Raw genomic sequence first — 22,588 nt, forward strand, 5'->3', positions numbered from 1 at the left:
TTTCCTCTCCTGGAACTTCGGGTCTTCTCACTCGTCGGCGCCCTCGGGCGAGGGTTCCCGCCCGTCGGCCTCCCCGGGTGCGGTGGCCGCCGGCCCGGCGGGCGCCCCCTCCCGCAGCCGGTACAGCACCTCCCCCGCGTGGGGTTCGACGAACGTGTCCGGGTCCTGCGACCACGCGTCGACGTCGATCGTCGCGGGGTCCAGGTACTGCAGGTTCACGGCCTCCACGACCTCGCGCGGGATGCCCGTCGCCAGCGTCACCGTCACGCGGTTGCGCTCCCCGTGCTCGGGGTCCCACGTGCCCTGACCGCGCAGGTGGGTGGAGTGCGCGAGGTCGCCCCACGGCTGGTCGCGGAACCGTTCCCACTGCCCGGTGAAGTAGTCGCGGTTGTGGTACCCGATCTGCGTGATGCGGGGGTGCATGACGGAGACCTGCGTGATGTGCGGGGCGTACAGGACGAGTTCCCCGCCGTCGGCGACGACCGGTTCGAGCTTGTAGAACCCCTTGGCCGCCGTCCAGATGTCCTCGTACTTCTCGGGCACCACGGACAGCACGCGCCGCCACGGCCGGTCGAGGTAGGTGACGTGGGTCTGCGCCGACACCTCCGCGCACGCCGCCCACGCGTCCTCGGGCGTCCCGAACGCCGCGGCGTGCAGCACGTCGGTCCCCGAGGCGACGACGAGGCACAGCGCCAGCCGACGGCACCGGAGCATCGACGCCGCCTCGTCGATGAGCGCCCGCACGGGCGTCACCCCGCGGCTGCCGATCATCGCGGCGCTCGTGACGAGCGCCCCCACCCAGTGCGAGACGTCGATGACCTCCTGGCCGGAGACACCGGGGAAGAAGTACTTGTTGCCGCCGGAGAACCCGACGACCTCGTGCGGGAACACCGGACCGACGACGAGCGCGACGTCGGCCTCGGCGACCAGCCGGTTGATGCGCACGTCGACGTCCGGCCCGGGCAGCAACCCGCCGGTGAGCTCGGCCAGGCGCGCCGCCGGGACGGTGCCGAGGGAGGTGAACGTCGCAGGCTCCCACGACTCGTGGTTCACGACGGACCACCCCGGGTACGTCGCCTCCAGCGCACCCGCCTCGTACCCGAGGTGGCGGGCCAGGTGCTCCTCGTCCATGCCCTGGTGGGTGCCGAGGGCGACGACGACGTCGACCCGGGCCGGGCGGCCGGCGAACCCGTCGTGGACGGCGCGCAGCAGCAGCGGCAGCGGGCAGGTGCGCGTGGCGTCCGGCACGACGACGCAGACCCGGGCGCCGTCCAGGTCCACCCCGCGGACCTGGTCCACGACGAACCGCCGCACGTCCTGCGGGTCGAGCCGTCCGGCCGGGCCCCCCAGCGACGCCGCCCTCCCGGGATCACCGGGATCCGCACCGAACGCACCGTCCTCGCGTGCCGCCATGCGCCGACTGTGCTGCGCCGCGCGCGGGAAGTCGAGGTGCACCGGTGTTCGGCGGCAACTGACGGCAACTCCTGGCGCCGGGCGGGGAGTTCGGGTCCGGTGGGGCCATGACGCCGCTGCAGCTGGACCCGGACCGGCTCCTGCCCCCCGACCCGACGCGGCGCGCGGTGGCCCGGCGCCTGCACGCGGCGGTGGCGGACCTGCCGGTCATCTCCCCCCACGGGCACGTCCCGGCCGGCTGGCTGGCCCACGACGTGCCGTTCGCGGACCCGACGTCGCTGCTGCTGACGCCGGACCACTACGCCACCCGGCTCCTGCACTCCCACGGCGTCGACCTGGCCCACCTCGGGGTGGGCCGGGGGCCGTTGTCCCCGGAGGCCTCGCGCGCCGCGTTCCGCACGTTGTGCGAGCACTGGCCGGTCTACCGCGGGACCCCCGTCCGGTACTGGCTGCAGGTGCAGTTCGCCGACCTGTTCGGGATCACCGTGCGCCCCAGCGCCGAGACCGCCGACGAGATCTACGACCGGATCGCGGCCACCCTGCAGACCCCGCAGTTCCGCCCGCGAGCGCTGTTCGAGCGGTTCGGCGTCGAGGTCCTGGCCACCACCGACGACCCCTGCGACGACCTCGCCGACCACGCGACCCTGGCCGCCGACCCGACCTGGACCGGCCGCGTCCTGCCGACGTTCCGGCCCGACCGGTACCTGGAGGTCGGCGCCGAGGGCTGGGCCGGGCACGCCGACCGGCTGGCCGAGGTCGCCGGCGTCGACACCGGCGACCTGCCCGGTTTCCTCGACGCGATGCAGCGGCGGCGCGAGCACTTCCGCGCCCACGGCGCCGTCTCGGCCGACCACAGCCACGCCGACGTCCGCGCCGAGCGCCTCCCCGACGCGGAGGCCGCGGAACTCTTCGCCCGGGCGCGCGAGGGGTCCGGGAACCCGGCCGGGGCGACGGCGCTGCGCCGGCACCTGCTGTGGGAGATGGCGCGGATGTCCGCGCAGGACGGTCTGGTGATGACGCTGCACCCCGGCGTGGCGCGCAGCCACCACGGCCCGACGCAGCGCGCCTTCGGGGCCGACGTCGGCGCCGACGTCCCGCTGCCGGGTGACTTCACGCGCGCCCTGCGCCCCCTCCTGCAGGACTTCGGCACCGACCCGGGGTTCCAGCTCGTCCTCTTCACCCTCGACGAGACCACCCTGTCCCGCGAGATCGCCCCGCTGGCCGGTTTCTACCCCTCGGTCTGGGTGGGGGCACCGTGGTGGTTCCTCGACGCGCCCGAGGCCACCACCCGGCACCGGGCGGCCGTGACGGAGACGGCGGGTTTCGGCAAGACGTCGGGTTTCATCGACGACACCCGCGCGTTCTGCTCGATCCCCGCCCGCCACGACATGGCCCGCCGCCTCGACGCCGCCTACCTGTCCACGCTCGTCACCGACGGCCGGCTCGAGGAGGACGAGGCGACCGAGACGATCGTCGACATCGTCACCGTCAACCCCAGGAAGGCGTTCCGGCTGTGACCGGCACCCCGCGGACCGGGTCGTGGCACCGCGACCGCCCGGCTCCCCCCGTCCGGATCGTCCACCTCGGGCTGGGGAACTTCCACCGCGCCCACCAGGCCTGGTACACCGCGCACGCCTCCGACGCGGACGGGTGGGGCATCGCGGCCTTCACCGGCCGCCGGCCCGAGGCCGCCGAGAAGCTGCAGCGGCAGGACGGGCTGTACACGCTGCTGGTCCGCGGGCCCGACGGCGACCACCCGGAGGTGGTCGCCTCGCTGTCGCGCGCGTACGCCGCCACCGACCACGACGAGTTCCTGGACCTGCTGCGCCGCAGCGAGGTCGCCGTCGTGACGCTCACCGTCACCGAGGCCGCGTACCTGCTGGGGGCCGACGGCGGGCTCGACGTGGACCGCCCCGAGGTCCGGGCCGACGCGGCCGCGCTGCGGGCCGACCCCACCGCCCCCGTCACCACCGTCCCCGGGCGGCTGGTGGCCGGGCTCGCCGCGCGCCGGGCCGCCGGGACCGGGCCGGTCACCGTCCTGTCCTGCGACAACCTCGCCCACAACGGGGCGGTGACCGCGGCGGTCGTGACGCGCTTCGCCGGGCTCCTCGACCCGGACCTGGCGGGGTGGATCGGTGCGGAGGTGGAGTTCGCCTCCTCCGTGGTCGACCGGATCACCCCGGCCACGACCGACGAGGTCGTCACGAGGGTCGCCGAGCTCACGGGCCGGCACGACGAGTCCCCCGTCCCGGCCGAACCGTTCTCGGAGTGGATCGTCGCCGGGCGGTTCCCCGCGGGCCGCCCGGACTGGGAGAGCGCCGGGGCGGTGTTCGTCGAGGACGTCACCCCCCACGAGCAGCGCAAGCTGTGGCTGCTCAACGGCTCGCACTCCCTGCTCGCCTACGCCGGTCCGCTCCTGGGGCACCGCACCATCGCCGACGCCGTCGCCGACCCTCGCTGCCGGGCCTGGGTGGAGACGTTCTGGGACGAGGCGTGCCGGCACCTGCCGATCCCGGCCGCCGACCTCGCCCGGTACCGGGAGGCGCTGCTGGACCGCTACGCCAATCCCGGCGTCCGGCACCTGCTCGCCCAGATCGCCGCCGGCGGTTCGCTCAAGCTCCCGCTGCGCACCGTCCCCGCGCTGCGCGCCGAGCGGGCCGCGGGCCGGCTGCCGGGCGGGTGCGCCACGGCCGTCGCCGCCTGGGTCCGGCACCTGCGCGGTGAGGGCACCCCCGTCGACGACCCCGCCGCGGACCGTGCGGTCGCGGCCGCGACGTCACCGGACCCCGTGCGGGACGTGCTGTCCCTGCTGCACCCCGGCCTGGGGGAGGACGGCGGGCTGGTCGACCTCGTCAGCTCCCGGCTCGAGGCGCTGGGCCCCGGGCCCGTCTGAGGCGGACCCCCGGCGGGGCGGTGCGGGCCGGACCCGTCGACCCCCGCACGACGAGCCACGCGGGCAGCAGCACCGGGTCGCCGGTGCCGCCCTCGCGGGGGCGGCCCGCCGCGAGGTGGGCCACCCCCGCGGACCCCATCTCGACCAGCGGGGAGGCGATGGTCGTCAGCCCCGGCCGGACGATGTCCGCGTCGACGATGTTGTCGAACCCGACGACGCTCACGTCCTCGGGGACGCGACGACCCCCGGCCGTGACGGCGCGCAGGAACCCGATGGCCATGAGGTCGTTGAAGGCAATCACGGCGGTCGAGGGCCGCCGCGCCCACGCCTCGGCGGCCACCGCCCCGCCCCGCAGCGTCGGCAGGTTCGGACCCACCCTGCCGACCCGCAGGTCCAGTTCCAGCCCCGCCTCCTGCAGACCGCGCCACCGGGTCCCGTCGGCGTGCGAGGCCTCCGGCCCGGCGAGGTACGTGATCGAGGTGTGGCCCAGTCCGACGAGGTGCTCAGCGGCCTTCTTCACGGCCCGGACGTTGTCGCTGACGACGGAGGTCACCGACCGGACCGACCGGTTGAGCACGACGACCGGTTTGCGCTTGGCGACGGACCGGATCTCCTGGTCGCTCAGGCGGGAGGAGGCCAGCACGAAACCGTCGACGGTGGCCTCCAGCCGGGCCAGCGCCTGCGCCTCGGCCCGTTCGGACTCCTGCGTCTCCACCACGGCGAGGGTCAGGTCGTGCGCGACCGCGACCCGTTCGGCACCCCGGACCACCCCGACGAAGACGGGGTTGGCGATGTCGGCCACGACGAGGGCGAGGACACCGGACCCGCGGGTCGACAGCGGCACCTGGATGCGGGAGGAGCGGTAACCCAGCTCACCGGCGACCCTCCGGACGTGCTCGGCGGTCCGCCAGCTCACCCGGCCCGGTTTCGCCAGGGCCCGCGAGACGGTGGACGCGGACACCCCGGCGGCGGCGGCGACGTCGTAGATCGTCACCTCGGCCGCCCTGGCCCCGTCGCCCGCCACGCCCCGGACGCTAGCAACCGACTGCCGGCAACCAACTGCTGGCAACGACTGGCTCCGCCCGGGCCGGGAGTGCTCGGGTGTCCCCATGACGCTCGCCCCGCCCGAGACCGCCGTGCCCGCCGCGCTGGCGCGAGCCTTCTCCGGGGTGGGCCGGCTCGGCGTCGCCTTCTCCGGCGGCGTCGACTCCGCGGTCGTGCTGGCCGCGGCCGTCCGCACCCTGGGCGCGGCCCGCGTCGTCGCGGTCCTCGGCGTCTCCCCCAGCCTGCCGGCCACCGAACGCGCTGCGGCGCACCGCGTCGCAGCGGTCGTGGGGGCGGCGCTGGTCGAGGTCGAGACCCGCGAGGGCGAGGACCCCGCCTACCGCGCCAACGGGGCGGACCGCTGCTTCCACTGCAAGGACGAGCTGTTCACCCGCATCGGCGAGGACGTCGTCACCGCGCACGACCTCGACGCCGTCGCCTACGGGGAGAACGCCGACGACGCCCGGCGACCGGACCGGCCCGGGTCCCGCGCCGCGGCCGAGCACCGGGTCCTGCGTCCCCTCGCCGACGCCGGGCTGGACAAGGCGGCGGTCCGCGCACTGGCCCGCGCCTGGTCGCTGCCGTGCGCGGACAAGCCCGCCGCCCCCTGCCTGGCCTCGCGCATCCCCCACCACCAGGAGGTGACGCCGGCCAAGCTCGCCCAGGTCGAGGCGGCCGAGGCGGCGCTGCGCGCGCTGGGCCTGGGGGACCTGCGGGTGCGCCACCACGGGGACATCGCCCGCCTGGAGGTCCCCGCCGCCGACCTGGTGCGGGTGGCCTCGGACCCGTTGCGCGAGCAGGTGCGCTCGGCCGTCCGGGGCGCCGGGTTCCGCTGGGCCGTGCTCGACCTGGCCGGGATGCAGTCCGGCGCGTTCACGCTGGAGGTGCTGCGGCGTGGGTGACCTGACGGGGATCGCCGACCTCGACCTCGACCGGACGGCGCGGCGGGGCTACCCCGAGGCGGTGTTCTGCGCGGGCAAGACGCCCGAGCAGGTCGGGCGCATCGCCGGCGCGGTCCGCGAGCGCCCGGACGTCACGACCCTGTTCACGCGCGCCGGCGCCGAGCACGCCGCCGCGGTGCTCGCCGCGCTGCCGGAGGCCGCCCACGACGTCGACAGCGGCCTGCTGGCGTGGCCGCCCGCACCGCCGGAGCCGGCCGGGGGGCTCGTCGTCGTGCTGGCCGCGGGGACCTCGGACCTGCCCGTGGCGCGCGAGGCGCACCTGACGGCGCGCTACCTGGGTCGGGCCAGCGAGCTCGTCGTGGACGTCGGGGTCGCCGGGCTGCACCGGGTCCTGGCGCGGGTGGACCTGCTGCGCCGCGCCCGCGTCGTCGTCGTGGCGGCGGGGATGGACGGGGCGCTGCCGAGCGTCGTGGCCGGGTTGACGTCCGCGCCGGTCGTGGGGTTGCCCACGTCGGTGGGCTACGGGGCGGCGTTCGGCGGGATCGCGGCGCTGCTGACCATGCTGAACGCCTGCGCCCCGGGGGTGAGCGTCGTGAACATCGACAACGGGTACGGGGCGGGGCACCTCGCCGCGCAGATCGCCGCGCCCGCGGCCGGGGACGCGGGGGACGCGTGAGCCACGTCTGGGTGGACGCCTCGGCCGGGGTCGCCGGGGACATGCTGCTCGGCGCGCTCCTGGACGCCGGCGCGGACCTCGCCGCGGTGCGGGTGGCCGTCCGCGCGGTCGCCGGGGACGCCGTGTCCGTGCGCGCCGAGCGCGTCACGCGGGCCGGGCTCGCCGCGACGAAGGCGCACGTCGACCTGCACGACGAGGACCCCCCGCACCGCACGTGGACGACGGTCCGGGGGATGCTCGCGGCGGCCGACCTGCCGGACCCGGTGCGGCGCGACGCCCTCGCGGTGTTCGGGGCGCTGGCCGCGGCCGAGGGCGCCGTGCACGGCGTGCCCGCCGACGACGTCCACTTCCACGAGGTCGGTGCGCTGGACTCGATCGCGGACGTCGTCGGGGTGTGCGCCGCGCTGCACGACCTCGGCGTCACGTCCGCGAGCGCCGGTGCGGTCGCCGTGGGGTCGGGCACCGTCCACGCCGCGCACGGGGCGGTGCCGGTGCCGGTGCCCGCGGTCGTGGCGCTCTCGCGCGGCCGGCGGGTGCGGGCCGGCGGGGAGGGTGAGCTGACGACGCCGACGGGGATGGCGCTGGTGGCCGCGCTCGCGAGCGCCGACGAGGACCTGCCGGAGCTGACCGTGTCGGCGTGGGGGTCGGGGGCGGGCACGCGCGACGTACCGGGGCGGGCGAACGTCACCCGCGTGGTGCTGGGTGAGCCGTCGGGGGCCGCGGGCCGGCCGGTGGCCCACCAGCTGGAGGCCACCGTCGACGACCTCGACCCGCGGCTGTGGCCGGGGGTCCTCGCGCGGGTCCTGGCGGCGGGGGCGCACGACGCGTGGCTCGTCCCGGTGCTCGGCAAGAAGGGCCGCCCCGCGCACGTGCTGACGGTCCTGTCCCCGCCGGAGCGCTCCGACGACCTCGAGGAGCTGGTCGTCGCCACGACGACGACGCTGGGGGTGCGGCGCACCGCCTGCACGCGCTTGACGCTGGACCGCGGCTGGGTCGACGTGACCGTCGAGGGGCACCGGGTCGCCGTGAAGGTCGGGCGGTCGCGCGGGGTCGTGCAGCAGGTGATGCCGGAGTTCGAGGACGTGGCCCGGGTCGCCGCCGAGCTCGACCGTCCCGAGCGCGGCGTCCTCACCGCGGCGCACGCGGCGGCGGCGGCCGCCGGCTGGGTCGTCGGCGGACCCCCGCCGGGGGACGTCCTCGGACGCTGACCACCAGCGGCGCACCGGCCGGGGCGTACTGCCGCACCGTCCCGGCGGGCACCGCCGGCCACGTCACCGGCGGTTCGGTGCCGTCGTCGTCGCGGCGGACGCGGCGCGGTGGGTCGCCGGCACGTGCCGCCGGAGGGGCTGCGCCGACTCCCGGGGAGCTCGCGGGGTCCTCACGGTGTCTGCTCGGGCGGGGCCAGCAGCGAGGCGTAGTCGGCCCCCGTCAGGACCTCGTCCGTCAGGGCCCCGCCCGGCAGGGGCACCTCGCGGTCGCTGCCGCCGCGCTGCAACCGGACCCCGGTCACCCCCGGCACGGAGGTGAGGCTGAGGACGACCTGCCCCACGGCCAGCGGGAGCCGGTCGGCGCTCTGGTCCTCCGACAGCCCCTGCACCTCGACGGTCACGACACCGTCGGTGGCGTCGGAGACGTCCAGCTCGACGTCCGCCCCGAGCGCGCTCTGCAACCCGGTGGCCCGGTCGTCGTCGGTGGGTCCCCGCTGCAGCCGGCGCAGGACGAGGGCGACCGCTTCGGAGGTGGAGGCGGGCGCCTCGGTGAGCGGCAGGCCGGTCAACCGCAGGTCGGCGTCGAGCAGGTAGACGCGGACCGGGCCCGGGGCGGTGCTGCGCGGGGGGTCCGGCGTGGGCGTGGGCGTGGGCGCCGGGGAGGCGAGCGCGTACGGGATGCGGGTGGGGTCGATGGTCTGCACCTGCCCGTCCGAGGGCACCCCGCACGCGGCCAGGCCGGTGAGCAGGCACGTGAGCAGGGCCCCGGCGTGGACACCGCCTCCGGCGCGGCGCCGCCCGTTCACGACGGCCCGCCCGCGAGCGGCAGCCGCAGCACGAACCGCGCACCCCCGCCGGGCGGGACGCTGCACCACACGGCCCCGCCGTGCGCCTTCGCGGTCTCGGCGACCAGGCTGAGCCCCAACCCGGCCCCGGGCAGCGCGCCGCGCGAGCCCGCGCGCGCGAAGCGGTCGAAGATCCGGTCCCGGTCGGCCTCCTCGACCCCGGGGCCGGCGTCGTCGACGACGAGGAGGGCGTCCCCGGCGCGGGCCAGGACCCGCACCCCGGTCGCCCCGCCGGCGTAGCGGTCGGCGTTGTCGAGCAGGTTCACGACCACCCGGCTGATCTGCTGCTTGTCGACGACGACCGGGACCGGCCCCTCCGGGCGGTCCAGCACCAGGGCGCAGGAGCGCTCGCGCAGCACCTGCCCGGCCAGGTCGCCCAGGTCCACGGGGGTCCGTTCCCGGGTTCCCGCTCCCGACTCCAGGACGGCCAGCTCCAGCAGGTCGTCGAGGGTGCGGGCGAAGCGGTCCAGCTCGCGGCCGACGAGGTCCAGCGCCTGCCGGGAGCGGTCGGGCAGCTCCTCGCGGCGGCGCTTGAGCAGGTCGACACCGGTCACGAGGGTGGTCAGCGGGGACCGCAGCTCGTGGCTGACGTCGGCGGAGAACCGCGCCTCGCGGGCGATCTGCTCCTCCAGCGCGTCGACCATGCTGTTGAAGGAGCCCACGATGGTGGCCAGGTCGGGGTCCTCGGTCGTCGGCAGCCGCGTCCCGACCTCACCGCCGGCGATGACCGCCGCGGTCCGGGCCACGCGGTGCAGCGGGGCCAGGGCGCGGCGGGAGGTCCAGGACCCCAGGCCCGCTCCGCCGAGGGCCGTGAGCAACGCGCACGCGCCCAGCGCGACCTGCAGGGTGGTGAGCGTCTGGGCCAGCTCCCCGACGCTGGAGACCTCGTAGAAGTCGGCGCCCACGGCCGGCAGGGGCAGCCCGACGGCCAGCACGGGCTTCCCGCCGACCTCCGTCCAGGCCACGGCCGCCGACCTGCTGCCCACCGAGGACGTGAGCGCCTCCGGGAGGTCGTCGATCGAGACGTCCAGGGTCGTGGAGAACCGCTGCCCACCGCGGTCGACGAGGATCTCCGCCCCCGCGGGGGCCGTGACCGCGCCCAGCACGTCGCTCACCGCGACCCCGGAGGTCCCGAGCCCGTCGCGGACGAAGGAGGCGTCCGCGAACGCCTGCCGGGTGGCGGACTGCTCGCGCTGGCTGAGGAGGTAGCTGCGCGCCGTCGTGTACGTCGTCACGGCCCCCGTGACCGCCAGCAGCGTGGCCCCGGTGGCGAACATCAGGGTCACCCGCGCCCGCAGCCCCAGGGTCACCGCAGGTCCAGCCGGTACCCCAGGCCCCGCACGGTCGCCACGAGCTGCGGCGCGGACGGGTCCCGCTCGACCTTGGTCCGCAACCGCCGCACGTGGACGTCGACGATGCGTTCGTCCCCGAAGAACCCGCGGTCCCACACCCGGTCCAGCAGGACGGCGCGGCTCAGGACGCGACCGGGCGCGTCGGCCAGCTCGCACAGCAGGCGGAACTCCGTGACCGTCAGGTGCACCAGGTCGGCGCCGCGCCGGACCTGGCCGGCGGCGGCGTCCAGCACGATGCGGGGCGCCCCGTCCCCGCCGGGGTCGAGGACGACCGCTCCCCGCTCCGGGTCCTGCGCGGGCGGGGGGACGGCGAAGCGGCGGCGCAGCGCTCGCAGCCGCGCGGCGAGCTCGTCCAGGTCGAAGGGCTTCGTCACGTAGTCGTCGGCGCCGGCCTCCAGGGCCGCGATCACGTCGCTCTTGTCGCGGCGGGCCGAGACCACGATGACGGGGGCCCCGCTCAGGGGCCGCACCCGGCGGATGAACGAGAACCCGTCGATGCCGCCGAGCATGAGGTCGACCACCATGACGTCGGGCCGGCCCCCCGAGGCGCTGCCCGCGGCGACGAGGTCGAGGGCCTCCTCGGCGCTGGCGGCGCCGCTGACCGCGTACCCCTCGTCCTCCATGGCCAGCGTGAGGGACGTCCTGATGCCGTCGTCGTCGTCGAGCACGAGCAGGTGCGGCCTCACCCGCGCCATGCTGCCAGCTCCCGCGGCACCGGGTCCCGCGGACCCGACCACCGGACGCCGTTTCGTCACACGATCGCAAAGGAGACGCACGGACGATCGCAACACGGGGTCGCCACAGTGGTGTCCACGCCCCGACGTGATGGAGCGGCGGGGCGGCCAACGTCGCAGGAGGGGGGGACCGTGGACAGGACGTCGTGGACACGACTGGAGGGGAGCCCCGTGCTGGTCCTGGACCCCGCCGACCTGAGGGCCGGCCTGGGGTTCCTGCGCTGGCGGCTGGGCCGGGTGCTGGACGAGGGGCCGACGGTCCTGGTCGTCGACGTCAGCGGTCTGCCCACGCTGTCGTCGGCCACCGTGGCCGCGCTGCTGCGCGCCCGGCGGCTGTGCCTGGCCCGCGGGGGGCGCCTGGTGCTGCGCAACCCGCGCCGGGCCGTGACCGCGGCCCTGCAGCGCTCGGGCCTGGAGGACCTCTTCGAGTCCGTCGTCGACGACACCCCCGCCGGCCCCCCGGACGACCCCACCCGCCCCCACCTCGACACCCACCTCGACACCCACCGCCGGGCCAGCTGACCGCAGGAGAGACCCGTGACCTCGTTCGCCGAAGAACTCGCCGCCCAGACCGACCTGTCCCGCCTGCAGCTGGCCGACGGCCACGCCCGCGGTGACGACGACCTCGTGGAGACGGCCCGCGCCCGCCTGGCCGAGCTGGAGGACCTGCGCCTCCTGCACAGCCCCGAACTCCTGCCGCTGCTCAGCCCGGCCGGGGGGCAGTGGTGACCGCGGACGTGGGCCGACCCGGCCCGGTGCACGTGTCCATGGTCGTCGTGCAGCGGCCGCAGACGATCTCCTTCGACCCGCGGTCGGCGCGGCAGGGGCTCGGGACCGCCCTGCGTCGCCACCTGCACGACCGCGACCTGGTGCTCAGCGGCCCGGCGCTGGAGAGCGTCGACCCCGTGCCGGACACCGGCGCCGTCCGGTACCTCCTCACGGCCCTGGCGGTGCCGCGGGGCTGAGGGCGCACGCCAGGTCCCCGTCGGGCCCGGCGGGAGGTGGGTGGGGCGTCAGGTCCGGAGACGCCCTCACGGCGTTCGCCGCTGCACCCCGTCTCCGTCGTCGTCGATCGAGACGACGCGGTCCGGGCACACCGGGGCCTGCAACGTCACCGTGCACCCGTCCGGGTGGACGACGTCCACGTCCCCGTCCAGACCCAGACCCAGACCCAGACCCAGACCCAGACCCAGACCCAGACCTCAGCACGACCGTCCCCGTCGGCCTCGACGGTCCGCAGAACTCGCTGAGTCCTCCCCACGTGACGACTCTGCTCCCGGGCCGGGGTACCGGGCACCGGCTCGACGGGAACTGCACGACTCGCGCACCGGGCCGCCTCCGCCGCCGTCTACATCGTGTCCGGCGCCGCGATGCCGAGCAGGTCGAGCCCAGCGGCCAGGGTTCGCCGGGCGGCGGCGCACAGGGCCAGTCGGCTGGACCGCACCGCTGCCTCCGCACGCAGGACGGGACAGTTCTCGTAGAACGCGGACACGGCGACGGCGAGACGGTGCAGGTACCCGCACAACCGGTGCGGTTCCAGCGTGCTCACGACGTCCTGCACGACGTCCGGGAACCTCGTGAGCAGGAACGCAACCCGCAGTTCAGCCGGGTGCTCCAGCGTGGTCACCGGCCCCGGTGCACCCCCGGCCCTGGCCAGCAGGGTCGCGAGCCGGGCGTGGGCGTACTGCAGGTACGGACCGGTGTCGCCGTCCGTCGCCACCATCCGCGCGAGGTCGAAGACGTAGTCGCGGCCGAGCCCGCAGGACAGGTCGGCGTACTTCACCGCCCCGATGCCGACGTCGCGCGACCCCGCCCGCTGCTCCGCTGCGTCGAGCAACGCTGCGAGGGGAACGGTTCCACCGTCGCGGGTCTTGAAGGGGCGGCCGTCGGAGCCGAGGACCGTCCCGAACGCGACGTGCTCGGCCCGCACCTCCTCCGGCAACCAACCGGCGGCCCGCGCCAGGGCGAACACCTGCTCGAAGTGCAGACCCTGCCGCGCGTCGACGACGTGCACGAGCCGGTCGGCGCCGTCCACAGCCACCCGGTGCCGCAGCGCGGCGACGTCGGTCGCGTCGTACCCGAAACCTCCGTCGGACTTGCGCAGGACCAGTGGCAGGGGGTCACCTTCCCGCGTGCGGAAACCCGGGAGGAAGGCGCAGACCGCCCCGTTGGACACCCGGAGCAGGCCGAGCGCGTCGAGGTCGTCGAGGGTCGCCTGCAACTGGTCCTGGTACCGGCTCTCCCCCACGACGTCACCCGGCTGCAACCGGACTCCGAGCCGTTCATAGATCACGGAGAACGCGTCGGTCGAGGCGGCGACGACCCGTTCCCACAACGACCTCGTGGCGCTGTCGCCTCCCTGCAGCTCCACGACCCGCCGCCGCGCCCGGTCGGCGAAACCCGACTCCTCGTCGAACCTCCGACGGGCCGACCGGTAGGCCCCGTCCAGGACCGCCAGGTCCGGTTCCTCCGGGAACCCGGTCTCGGCCAGGTGCTCCAGGAGCATGCCGAACGGCGTCCCCCAGTCGCCGACGTGGTTGCGGCGCAGCACCTCGTGACCGGTGAACTCCAGGACTCGGACGAGGGCGTCACCGATGACCGTCGACCGCAGGTGCCCGACGTGCATCTGCTTGGCGACGTTCGGCGAGGAGTAGTCGACAACGATCCGCTGCGGTGCATCAGGTCGGTCGACGCCGAGGTGCGGATCGGCCGCGCGGGCCGCGACCTGCCCGACGAGGAACTCCGGGCTCAGGGTCAGGTTCACGAAACCTACCCCCGCCAGGACGGGGGGCAGGCACAGGTCCTCGACGTCCAGGGCGCCGATCAACCGCTCCCCGACCGTCCGCGGCGACAGGGCGAGCGGACGCGCGAGGCGGAGCGGGAGGTTGGTCTGGAAGTGGCCGAACTCCGGCCGGGTCGCCGTGCGGAGATCCGGTTCGACCGACCAGCCGAAGGCCGCCCGGGTGGCCGTGGACAGCCGGGACGTGAGGGTGTTCTCGATCGTGGGCACTGCGGTTCCTCGGGGTACGACGGGAGCGTCACCCCTCGGCGAGGGGTGGGGTCAGCGGACGCGTCGGCGTCGTCGTCGCAGCACTCGGGTCGAGTTCACGAAACCCATCTTAGCGTCACTGGAGCATCCGCTGGTAGGGGCTTCACCGGATCGCCGAGCGGTGGGTCGACCAGTCCAGCGGTACCGGTTGCGGGCCCCACCGACGAGCCGGCGGATCGGTGATCGCGGCGGCGAGATCGCTGTGGAACGCCACCACCGACCGCGACCGGTCGGTGCTCCGACGCGGTTCGCCGTACCGGCCGGCTCAGGCGTGGGTCCGTTGCACCGGCCACCGCTCGACGACGTTGCGGGACTGCGGCCGGCGCACCGCCCACCGCCGACTGCTTCGGTGGTGGGCCCGTCCACGGGCAGGTCACGGAGGTCGAGGCCGACCATCGCGTCACGGGCGGCCAGGACGAGGTCGAAGACGACGCGGTCGGGGACATGGCGGAGGTGGCGGCCCGGCGGTCGGGTGGGGTCGAACGCGGGACGATCGGGGAGCAGCGTGGCGAGTTGGTTCCACGAGGGTTCGATCGGCGGTGGTGGCAGGAGCCGCGGTCACGCGCGAGCCACCACCGAGGTGACGAGCGCGCAGGGCCGAGCCGAGCTGCACGGCCGAGGAGCGTTCGAGCGCCTCGTCGACGGCCGAACGCGACCGGGGCACCGAGCCGGCGTCGAGACGCCCACCGGTGCGCGGCGCCGGTACCGCGTCGACGGACGTCACCGCTCGGCGTCCAGACGCGGCGACACCTCCCCGGCTGGTGACCGGCGCCCGTGGTCGACGGCGAGGGGGAGCGGATCCAGTTCGCGCACCAGGCAGCGCGAAGCCTGCACGACCTCGGCGCGGTCGTAGCTGACGGCGTAGTCGTAGTCGTCGCAGGGGCTCTGCCCGCGACGGGCTTCGTCCCCGGGACGAGGTACCGGGCGGGCGGCCAACATGCCGGCGAAGAAGGGGGTCAGGACGGTCATGACCCACTCCCCCGCGATCGGGGACAGCGGGTTCAACGGCTGTCCCACGACACCGTGGCACGGTCTGCGGGGCATGCCGGGCGCGCTGACGGCGGTGAAGGTGGCCGTCCGGCCCAGGGCCTCGAACCGCCGCCGGGTCAAACCGTGCAGCGCGGCGGGGGTGGTGAGCGCGGCCAGGACCACGGCGTCGGCGGTGTTGTTCAGGGCCTGGTCCTCCAGGTGCCGCGACATCTGCGTCAGCAGGCGTTGCGACCCGCGGCGCACGGTGTGCGTCTGCGACAGGACAGCGAAGGGCGAGCGGTAGTGCCGCGACGAGACCGCCAGGTTCCTTCGCGCTGCCTGCAGCGCCGTCTCCAGCGGCGAGGCTCCGTCGGTCGCGGCGCTCACGGGCGGCCAGCCCAGGGACCGTCCGTACCGCCACCCCTGCCCCAGGTCCGCGCCCGTGCTGAGTGCCTTCTGCTCCTGCTGCCGGGTCTCGATGCCCTCGGCCAGCACCAGCGCACCGGTGCGGTCGGCCTGATCGCGGACCGCGGCGACCGTGGCGGCCGCGGAGGGGGTGAAGGGGTCGTGGAGCAGCCCCATGTCGAGCTTGACGACGTCGGGTTCGATCAGCGACAGCAGGGCCAGTGCTGCGGGGGTGCTGCCGACGTCGTCGACAGCGATCGCGCAACCGGCCTGGCGCAGGTGGCGGATGCCGCGCAGCAGCCCGGCCGGGTCGTGCAGCAGGCTGCGTTCGGTCACTTCGACGACGACGCTGGTGCGCTGCAGCAGCGGGTGCAGCAGTTGGTGGACCGTCGCGGGAGTCAGCATCGACAGCGAAACGGGTTCGAGGTTGACGAAGACCGGGAGCAACCGGGCACCCGGCGCGGGCAGTGCGGTGAGGTCTGCCACGACCGCTCGCAGCCGGCGCAGGTCGTCGGCGACCAGACCGTCGCGCTCGGCCCGTCCGTCGTCCTCGACGACCGCGTGGACAGGTGCGCCGGTCAGTGCCTCCACCGCGACGACGTGCCGGTCGAGCGGAGCCGACAGGGTGACGATCGGCTGGTACCGCACGAACGTGGCCGACCGCTGACGAGACGTCCGCGAGGCCGTCGAGGAGGCGAGGTGGCCGGGTCGCTGCACTGGCCCTCCCAGGTCAGTGGAGGACCGCAGCTGATTGCACGGCGTGGCCCACCATGACGCGCAGAGGCCGGTCACGCAACCGGGCACCGCGGTGGCGGCACCGGCCGCGCGACGCCGACCGGTGGCCCACGGGCCGGAGCACGGGAGGTGGCAGGACCCCGGCGACGCGGAGCTGACCGGCGACGCGGAGCTGGCCGCCGACGTCGGCCAGACGTCGCCCACCGCTGCAGCCGCGTCGTCCCGGCTCGACTGCCGGCGGGCACCCAGGCGCCGGAGCTGCCCGAGGCCCTGCACCGGGTGCTGATCGAGGGCCGGCGAGCCGGCGAACCGAGGCTGCCCACCGTCGGTGAGGGTCACCTGAGCGGCTGCTGCGGACGTTCGCTCCCGGTGGCGGGGCGTCCCGGACGCGCTGATCCTGGGGACGTGACCGAGCAGATGGAAACGACCGCGACCGGTGCGCCGACGACGAACGACGTCGGCATCCCCGTCGCGAGCGACGAGCACTCCCTGACCCAGGGTCCCGGCGGCGGGATCATGCTGCACGACGCGTACCTCATCGAGAAGATGGCGCAGTTCAACCGGGAGCGCGTGCCCGAGCGCGTCGTGCACGCCAAGGGCGGCGGGGCCTTCGGTGAGTTCCAGGTGACCGGTGACGTCTCCCGGTGGACCCGGGCGGCGATGTTCCAGCCGGGCACCACCACGCAGGCCCTCGCGCGCTTCTCCACCGTGGCCGGCGAGTCGGGCACCCCCGACACCTGGCGCGACCCGCGCGGCTTCTCGCTGAAGTTCTACACGACCGAGGGCAACTACGACGTCGTCGGCAACAACACGCCCGTCTTCTTCGTCAAGGACCCGATGAAGTTCCAGGACTTCATCCGGTCCCAGAAGCGCCGGGCGGACAACCACCTGCGTGACCACGACATGCAGTGGGACTTCTGGACCCTCTCCCCCGAGTCCGCCCACCAGGTGACGTGGCTCATGGGTGACCGCGGGATCCCGCGCACGTGGCGGCACATGAACGGCTACGGCTCCCACACGTTCCAGTGGATCAACGCCGAGGGTGAGCGCAGCTGGGTCAAGTACACGTTCAAGACCGATCAGGGCAACCAGTTCTTCACCCAGGACGAGGCCGACCAGATGGCCTCGATCGACACCGACTACCACATCCGCGACCTGAACGAGCACATCCGTGACGGGGAGTTCCCCTCGTGGACGCTGTACGTCCAGGTCATGCCGGACGAGGACGCCGCCGGGTACCGGTTCAACCCGTTCGACGTGACGAAGGTCTGGCCGCACAGCGACTACCCCCTGCACGAGGTGGGCAAGCTGACGCTGAACCGCAACCCGGAGAACTACTTCGCCGAGATCGAGCAGGCCGCCTTCGAACCCTCGAACATGGTCCCGGGCATCGGCGTGAGCCCGGACAAGATGCTCTTGGGCCGCATGTTCAGCTACGCGGACGCGCACCGTTACCGCATCGGCGCCAACTACACGCAGCTGCCGGTGAACCACGCGAAGTCCCCCGTCAACAGCTACGCCAAGGACGGGCAGATGCGGTACAGCAACCCCGGCGACCCCGTCTACGCCCCGAACTCCTACGGCGGCCCGGTCGCCGACGCCGAGCGGGCCGGGCACACCGGACGCTGGGACGCCGGCGGCGAGCCCGTGCGCGCCGCCTACGAGCAGCACGCGCAGGACGACGACTGGGGTCAGGCCGGCGCCCTCGTCCGCGACGTGATGGACGACGCGGCCCGCGAGCGGTTCGTGGACAACGTCGTCGGTCACCTGCTGAACGGGGTGAGCGACAAGGTGCTCACGAGGGCGTTCACCTACTGGGAGAACGTGGACAGCGACATCGGTCAGCGCATCCGCGAGGGCGTCTCGGCCAAGCAGGACCTGATGGACCCCAAGGCGGAGAACCAGGGCAACCCGGCCCGCAGCGGGGCCCAGCACAAGGCCTGACCCGTCCACGCGGGGGCATCGGGACGCTCCCGGTGCCCCCGCGTGGAGCGCGCGGGCGGAGTCGTCGCGGCCCTGCGCCACGGGCCGGAGCAGGTCCGGTGGGCGAGCGGCCCGGGGTCATCCGGACGTACCGCCGAGAGCGAACGGCTGCGGAACGGCGCCTCCCTCCCCGGGAGGAGACCCCGTGAGACGGTTCACGCATGACTGGTTCCGCGCTCACGGCCGACCACGTCCGCGGCCTGGTGGGGGAAGGGTTCCCCGGCGAACGCAAGCTCGTGGTGCCCCGGCCGGTCCAGCGCGCCGCGCTGAGCACCCCGGGCACCTGCGAGTTGCTGGTCACCGACTGCGGCTACTTCCCCAACGCCGGACGACACCTGCGGGCCCGCACCCGCCCGATCGACCAGGCCGTCGTCCTCATCTGCGTCAAGGGACGCGGGTGGTGCGAGACACCGGAGGGCAGGTTCGACGTCGCGACCGGTCAGGTGGCGGTGCTGCCGCCGGACACCCCCCACGCCTACGGCTCCGACGAGGGCGACCCGTGGACGATCTGGTGGTTGCACGTCGCCGGTCGCTCGGTCCCCGGGCTCGTGAGCCTCGTCGGCTCCACACCCGCCGCACCGGTCCGGGTCCCCGTCGACGTGCCCGGCACGGCGCTGCTGGCCGCGGAGGTGGTGGCCAGGGTGGAACGGGACACGACCGCGTCGAGCCTGCTGGCCGCCTCGGGGGCCGCCTGGCACCTGCTGACGGTCCTGGCGTCCTCCCGTTCGGTGCGTGACGCCTCCGAATCGGTGGTCGAACAGGCGGCGGAGCACCTGCGCCGCAACACCAGCGTGCGGACCAGCGTCACCGAGCTGGCCTCCACCGCCGGCTTGAGCGCCTCGCACTTCGGCGTGTTGTTCCGCCGCCGCTTCGGCGTGTCCGTCCTCACCTACCAGACGCAACTGCGCATGTCCCGGGCCCGGGAGCTGCTGGCGACGACCCAGCACAGCATCGCCCAGGTCGGCGCGCAGTGCGGTTACGACGACTCGTGGTACTTCTCGCGGCAGTTCCGCAAGGCGCACGGGATGAGCCCCAGCGCCTTCCGCAAGCAGCAGGACCAGTGATCCTTCCGGGTCCAGGGATCGTCGGATCGTCCAGGTATTGCGTCGATCCACCCGTTACCCGGGCGTCCGTCCGCCGGTAGCGTCGAGGCCTCGCCGTCGCATCGAACGCTCTGTGCGACCGGCGGGACTCGACGAGGAGGCAGGACATGAGACGCAGGACGCTGCTGGCCGCAACAGCAGCCGGAGCACTGACCGGAGGTCTGGCGACGGCCTGCGGCGGGCCGTCGCAAGCCCGGCCGGGACAGACCGTCCTCCGGTTCTGGTCGTGGGTGCCGGGCATCGAGAACGCCGTCGACCTGTGGAACAGCCAGGGCCGGGACACCTTCGTGAACCTGGAGTTCACTCCGGCCGGTGGTTCTGGGACCTACGCGAAGATGTACGCCGCCGTCCGCGGCGGACGCGGAGCACCCGACGTGGCCCAGGTCGAGTACCAGGAACTCCCCGGGTTCGCCCTGGAGAACGGGCTGGTCGAGGTCGGCCCCCTGGGTATGACGGACCGGGCGTCCGAGTTCGTCGACTGGCAGCTGGCGATGTGCACGTTCAGCGACCGCATCTACGCGGTGCCGCAGGCCTCCGGCCCGATGGGCCTCTACTACCGCGCCGACATCCTGGACGAAGTGGGGCTGCAGCCGCCGACGACCTGGGACGAGTTCGCCGCCGCCGCCGAGACCGTCCGGTCCTCCGGTCCGGACCGCTACCTGGTGGCTTTCCCGCCGCAGAACGCGGCGTGGTTCGGTGCGCTGGCCTGGCAGGCCGGGGCGCAGTGGTTCGGTGTCGAGGACGGCACCTGGACCGTGGGGGTGGCCGACGACGCGAGCCGCCGCGTCGCGGAGTACTGGGACGACCTGCGCCGCAACGACCTGATCTCCGTCCAGCCGGACTTCGCCAGCCGGTGGTACAACGACCTGCAGCTCGGCCGGCTGGTGACGTGGCCCTCGGCGCAGTGGGGTGGGGCTCTGCTGGCCTCCAACGCCGGCGACAGCGCGGGCGCCTGGCGCGTCGCCCCGTTGCCGCAGTGGAACGCCGGGGAAATGGCGTCGGGCAACTGGGGTGGTTCGTCGACAGCGATCCTCAAGGGCTGCCAGCACCCGCAGGCAGCCGCCGAGTTCGCCCTGTGGCTGAACACCGACCCCGAGAGCATCGACCTCCTCATCGCCGGGGGGTACGGGTGGCCGGCCATCCGCAACGGGCTCGAGGGCACCGCGCTGGACGCCCCGGACCCGCTGCTGGGCGGCCAGAACGGCAACCGCGAGGTGTTCGCCGTCGCCGACCAGAACATCGACAGCGACTGGCAGTGGGGCCCGACCACCGCGAACACGTACGCCCACATCAACGACGCCTTCGCTGGGGTGGTGGCCGGCCAGGGGACGCTGGTCGAAGCCCTCGAACGCGCCCAGGAGCAGACCGTCGAGGACATCGAGGACAAGGGCCTCACCGTGGAGAGCAACTCATGACGACCCAGACCTCGACCCAGGCACCGGGCACACCGGCCCGCCCGCGGACGGCCGCGCCGAACCGCAGAGGGCGACGGCTGGCGATCCTGGGGCTGCTCGGGCCGTTCACGCTCCTGTTCGCCGCGACGATCGCCCTGCCCATCTTCTACGCCCTCTACGAGAGCCTGACCGGCGTCGAGCGGTCCGGCCCGCTGGGGCGCGGTACGACGTCGACGATCTTCGTCGGCCTGTCGAACTTCGCCGACGCCCTGTCCGACGAAGCGTTCGTCGCCAGCCTCGGCCGGGTGCTCCTGTTCGCCGTCGTGCAGGTGCCGGTCATGATCGTCCTGGCCACCGCGCTGGCCCTGATGCTGGACGCCGCCTCGGCCCGCGGGGTGCGGTTCTTCCGGTCGGCGTACTTCCTGCCGTACGGCATCCCCGGCGTCATCGCCTCATTGCTGTGGGGTTTCCTGTACACCCCGGGCCTGAGCCCGGTGGTGGACCTCGCGCAGGCCGTCGGCCTGCAGGCCGACTTCCTCGGCGCCGACAACGTCCTGTGGTCGATCGCGAACATCGTGACCTGGCAGTACGCCGGCTACAACATGCTGGTCATCATCGCCCAGCTGAAGTCCATCGATCCGGACCTGTTCGAGGCCGCCTCCATCGACGGTGCGTCGGCCTGGCAGGTGGTCACCCGCATCAAGCTGCCGCTCATCCGACCCGCGATCGTCCTGACGACCGTGTTCACGATCATCGGGACGCTGCAGTTGTTCGGTGAACCGCTCATCCTGCGTCCGCTGACCGGTTCGATCACCAGCACCTACACCCCGAACCTCGCCGCGTACAACGAGGCGTTCGCCAACAACAACTACAACCTCGCGGCCGCGGAGTCCGTGCTGCTGGCGCTGGTCGCCTGCGCGTTCTCCTTCGGCTTCCTCAAGCTCGTGAACAGGAGCGAGAAGTGACCGCCGACACCGACGTCGCCACGGCGGACTCCCCCGCCGCCGGCAACCGCGACCCACGGCGCCGCACGAGCGCCTCCGCTCCCTCGGCGACCTCGCGCATCCTCCTCACCGCGGGCCTCGCGGTGGCCGCGATCTACTTCCTCTTCCCGGTGTACTGGCTGGTCATCGCAGCGACCAAGAGCCGCGACGACCTGTTCGGGACCTCCGGGGTCACCCTGTCGGACCCGCAGCTCCTCACGAACTTGCGGGCCGTGGTGGAGTACAACGGCGGCATCTTCGGCCGCTGGGCCCTCAACAGCCTCCTGTACTCCGGGGTGGGAGCCGTGGTGGCCACCGTCCTGTCGATCGCGGCCGGGTACTGCCTGGCGAAGTTCACGTTCAGGGGCCGCGAGGCGCTGTTCAACGTCTTCCTCGCCGGCGTGATGATCCCGGGTACCGCGCTGGCCCTGCCGCTGTTCCTGCTGTTCAGCCGCCTGGGCCTGGTGAACACCTACTGGGCGGTGCTGCTGCCTGCGCTGGTCAGCCCGTTCGGTGCCTACCTGGGCCGCATCTACGCGACGGCCGCGGTGCCGGACAGCCTGCTCGAGGCCGCCCGGCTGGACGGCGCCGGGGAGTTCCGCATCTTCGCCACCATCGTCCTGCGACTCATGGCACCGGCCGCGGTGACGGTCCTGCTGTTCCAGTTCATCGGGATCTGGAACAACTTCTTCCTCCCGTTGATCATGCTGTCCGATCCCGACCTGTACCCGATGACCCTGGGCCTCTTCAGCTGGAACAGCGTCACCGACCGCGCGCCCGAGCTGTACACCGCGGTCATCGCCGGTGCCCTCCTGTCCGTCGTCCCGTTGATGATCGCCATCGTCAGCCTGCAGCGCTTCTGGCGCGCCGGGCTGACCGAAGGAAGTGTGAAGGGCTGAC

At 74.1% G+C, this 22,588-nt stretch carries 20 protein-coding genes; 13 read left to right on the plus strand and 7 right to left on the minus strand.

Annotated elements, in window-relative coordinates; all coding sequences use genetic code 11:
- Positions 1 to 27 precede the first annotated feature (27 nt).
- A complete protein-coding gene (locus AB2L28_RS04235; protein ID WP_370717483.1) occupies positions 28 to 1,413 on the minus strand; it encodes a lactate racemase domain-containing protein in 1,386 nt (461 codons plus the stop codon).
- Positions 1,414 to 1,520: 107 nt separating this feature from the next.
- On the opposite strand from AB2L28_RS04235, the gene uxaC reads away from it, so the two are divergent.
- Positions 1,521 to 2,930 carry a glucuronate isomerase gene (uxaC, locus tag AB2L28_RS04240; protein ID WP_370717484.1) on the plus strand — a complete coding sequence of 470 codons (1,410 nt, stop codon included), beginning with the start codon at positions 1,521 to 1,523 and terminating at the stop codon, positions 2,928 to 2,930.
- Positions 2,927 to 4,306: a mannitol dehydrogenase family protein gene (locus tag AB2L28_RS04245; RefSeq protein ID WP_370717485.1), complete on the plus strand. Its 1,380-nt coding sequence runs from the start codon at positions 2,927 to 2,929 to the stop codon at positions 4,304 to 4,306. Before uxaC ends, AB2L28_RS04245 begins: the two co-directional genes overlap by 4 nt.
- Here AB2L28_RS04245 and AB2L28_RS04250 read toward each other — a convergent pair.
- Positions 4,266 to 5,330, minus strand: coding sequence for a LacI family DNA-binding transcriptional regulator (locus AB2L28_RS04250; RefSeq protein WP_370717486.1), 1,065 nt, complete (start codon positions 5,328 to 5,330; stop codon positions 4,266 to 4,268). The genes AB2L28_RS04245 and AB2L28_RS04250 overlap by 41 nt on opposite strands.
- An 85-nt stretch (positions 5,331 to 5,415) precedes the next feature.
- Here AB2L28_RS04250 and larE point away from each other — a divergent pair, with 85 nt between their 5' ends.
- From larE to larC, 3 genes are read left to right on the plus strand one after another with little or no spacing between them, the layout of a single operon-like run.
- Entirely contained in the window at positions 5,416 to 6,252 is an 837-nt protein-coding gene (larE, locus tag AB2L28_RS04255) for an ATP-dependent sacrificial sulfur transferase LarE (RefSeq protein ID WP_370717487.1), read from the plus strand.
- Positions 6,245 to 6,928: a nickel pincer cofactor biosynthesis protein LarB gene (gene larB, locus AB2L28_RS04260; protein ID WP_370717488.1), complete on the plus strand. Its 684-nt coding sequence runs from the start codon at positions 6,245 to 6,247 to the stop codon at positions 6,926 to 6,928. The genes larE and larB overlap by 8 nt, the downstream gene beginning before the upstream one ends.
- Complete coding sequence (gene larC / locus AB2L28_RS04265; protein WP_370717489.1) at positions 6,925 to 8,136, plus strand: nickel pincer cofactor biosynthesis protein LarC; 1,212 nt, start codon at positions 6,925 to 6,927, stop codon at positions 8,134 to 8,136. The genes larB and larC overlap by 4 nt, the downstream gene beginning before the upstream one ends.
- A 170-nt stretch (positions 8,137 to 8,306) precedes the next feature.
- Here the strand turns inward: larC and AB2L28_RS04270 are convergent, their stop codons facing one another.
- Genes AB2L28_RS04270 through AB2L28_RS04280 form a run of 3 tightly spaced genes read right to left on the minus strand, consistent with a single transcriptional unit; the run spans position 8,307 to position 11,028 of the window.
- Entirely contained in the window at positions 8,307 to 8,942 is a 636-nt protein-coding gene (locus AB2L28_RS04270) for a GerMN domain-containing protein (RefSeq protein ID WP_370717490.1), read from the minus strand.
- Positions 8,939 to 10,291 (minus strand): HAMP domain-containing sensor histidine kinase, encoded by a 1,353-nt coding sequence (locus AB2L28_RS04275; RefSeq protein ID WP_370717491.1) that lies wholly within the window; start codon positions 10,289 to 10,291, stop codon positions 8,939 to 8,941. The genes AB2L28_RS04270 and AB2L28_RS04275 overlap by 4 nt, the downstream gene beginning before the upstream one ends.
- The gene (locus AB2L28_RS04280) at positions 10,288 to 11,028 is read right to left on the minus strand and encodes a winged helix-turn-helix domain-containing protein (protein WP_370717492.1); all 741 of its coding nucleotides are present in this window, start codon (positions 11,026 to 11,028) and stop codon (positions 10,288 to 10,290) included. Before AB2L28_RS04280 ends, AB2L28_RS04275 begins: the two co-directional genes overlap by 4 nt.
- Before the next feature lie 171 nt (positions 11,029 to 11,199).
- On the opposite strand from AB2L28_RS04280, the gene AB2L28_RS04285 reads away from it, so the two are divergent.
- The 3 genes from AB2L28_RS04285 to AB2L28_RS04295 are packed head-to-tail and all read left to right on the plus strand — an operon-like array spanning position 11,200 to position 12,032.
- On the plus strand, positions 11,200 to 11,589 hold the full coding sequence (locus AB2L28_RS04285) for an STAS domain-containing protein (protein ID WP_370717493.1): 390 nt from the start codon (positions 11,200 to 11,202) through the stop codon (positions 11,587 to 11,589).
- A 15-nt stretch (positions 11,590 to 11,604) separates the two neighbouring features.
- The gene (locus AB2L28_RS04290) at positions 11,605 to 11,796 is read left to right on the plus strand and encodes a hypothetical protein (RefSeq protein ID WP_370717494.1); all 192 of its coding nucleotides are present in this window, start codon (positions 11,605 to 11,607) and stop codon (positions 11,794 to 11,796) included.
- Positions 11,793 to 12,032 carry a hypothetical protein gene (locus tag AB2L28_RS04295; protein ID WP_370717495.1) on the plus strand — a complete coding sequence of 80 codons (240 nt, stop codon included), beginning with the start codon at positions 11,793 to 11,795 and terminating at the stop codon, positions 12,030 to 12,032. The genes AB2L28_RS04290 and AB2L28_RS04295 overlap by 4 nt, the downstream gene beginning before the upstream one ends.
- A 383-nt stretch (positions 12,033 to 12,415) precedes the next feature.
- On the opposite strand, the gene argS is transcribed toward AB2L28_RS04295, so the two are convergent.
- Positions 12,416 to 14,077 carry an arginine--tRNA ligase gene (argS, locus tag AB2L28_RS04300; RefSeq protein WP_370717496.1) on the minus strand — a complete coding sequence of 554 codons (1,662 nt, stop codon included), beginning with the start codon at positions 14,075 to 14,077 and terminating at the stop codon, positions 12,416 to 12,418.
- Positions 14,078 to 14,836: 759 nt separating this feature from the next.
- The gene (locus tag AB2L28_RS04305) at positions 14,837 to 16,207 is read right to left on the minus strand and encodes a sensor domain-containing phosphodiesterase (RefSeq protein WP_370717497.1); all 1,371 of its coding nucleotides are present in this window, start codon (positions 16,205 to 16,207) and stop codon (positions 14,837 to 14,839) included.
- Positions 16,208 to 16,642: 435 nt separating this feature from the next.
- Here AB2L28_RS04305 and AB2L28_RS04310 point away from each other — a divergent pair, with 435 nt between their 5' ends.
- The 5 genes from AB2L28_RS04310 (at position 16,643) to AB2L28_RS04330 (ending at position 22,587) form a co-directional block, all read left to right on the plus strand.
- Positions 16,643 to 18,169, plus strand: a complete 1,527-nt coding sequence (locus AB2L28_RS04310; protein ID WP_370717849.1) for a catalase — start codon at positions 16,643 to 16,645, stop codon at positions 18,167 to 18,169.
- Positions 18,170 to 18,369: 200 nt separating this feature from the next.
- Complete coding sequence (locus AB2L28_RS04315) at positions 18,370 to 19,272, plus strand: AraC family transcriptional regulator (protein ID WP_370717498.1); 903 nt, start codon at positions 18,370 to 18,372, stop codon at positions 19,270 to 19,272.
- Positions 19,273 to 19,418: 146 nt separating this feature from the next.
- Positions 19,419 to 20,726 carry an ABC transporter substrate-binding protein gene (locus AB2L28_RS04320; RefSeq protein ID WP_370717499.1) on the plus strand — a complete coding sequence of 436 codons (1,308 nt, stop codon included), beginning with the start codon at positions 19,419 to 19,421 and terminating at the stop codon, positions 20,724 to 20,726.
- Positions 20,723 to 21,670 carry a carbohydrate ABC transporter permease gene (locus AB2L28_RS04325; RefSeq protein WP_370717500.1) on the plus strand — a complete coding sequence of 316 codons (948 nt, stop codon included), beginning with the start codon at positions 20,723 to 20,725 and terminating at the stop codon, positions 21,668 to 21,670. Before AB2L28_RS04320 ends, AB2L28_RS04325 begins: the two co-directional genes overlap by 4 nt.
- Positions 21,667 to 22,587 (plus strand): carbohydrate ABC transporter permease, encoded by a 921-nt coding sequence (locus tag AB2L28_RS04330; protein ID WP_370717501.1) that lies wholly within the window; start codon positions 21,667 to 21,669, stop codon positions 22,585 to 22,587. Before AB2L28_RS04325 ends, AB2L28_RS04330 begins: the two co-directional genes overlap by 4 nt.
- The last annotated feature ends 1 nt before the right edge of the window (position 22,588 follow it).

The sequence above is a fragment of the Kineococcus mangrovi genome (genome assembly GCF_041320705.1).
Classification (GTDB): domain Bacteria; phylum Actinomycetota; class Actinomycetes; order Actinomycetales; family Kineococcaceae; genus Kineococcus; species Kineococcus mangrovi.

Coding starts and splice junctions, on each gene's coding strand:
- AB2L28_RS04320 (WP_370717499.1), top strand. CDS start 19,419: ATGAGACGCAGGACGCTGCTGGCCGCAACAGCAGCCGGAGCACTGACC.
- uxaC (WP_370717484.1), top strand. CDS start 1,521: ATGACGCCGCTGCAGCTGGACCCGGACCGGCTCCTGCCCCCCGACCCG.
- AB2L28_RS04325 (WP_370717500.1), top strand. CDS start 20,723: ATGACGACCCAGACCTCGACCCAGGCACCGGGCACACCGGCCCGCCCG.
- larE (WP_370717487.1), top strand. CDS start 5,416: ATGACGCTCGCCCCGCCCGAGACCGCCGTGCCCGCCGCGCTGGCGCGA.
- AB2L28_RS04235 (WP_370717483.1), bottom strand. CDS start 1,413: ATGGCGGCACGCGAGGACGGTGCGTTCGGTGCGGATCCCGGTGATCCC.
- AB2L28_RS04310 (WP_370717849.1), top strand. CDS start 16,643: ATGGAAACGACCGCGACCGGTGCGCCGACGACGAACGACGTCGGCATC.
- AB2L28_RS04280 (WP_370717492.1), bottom strand. CDS start 11,028: ATGGCGCGGGTGAGGCCGCACCTGCTCGTGCTCGACGACGACGACGGC.
- AB2L28_RS04315 (WP_370717498.1), top strand. CDS start 18,370: ATGACTGGTTCCGCGCTCACGGCCGACCACGTCCGCGGCCTGGTGGGG.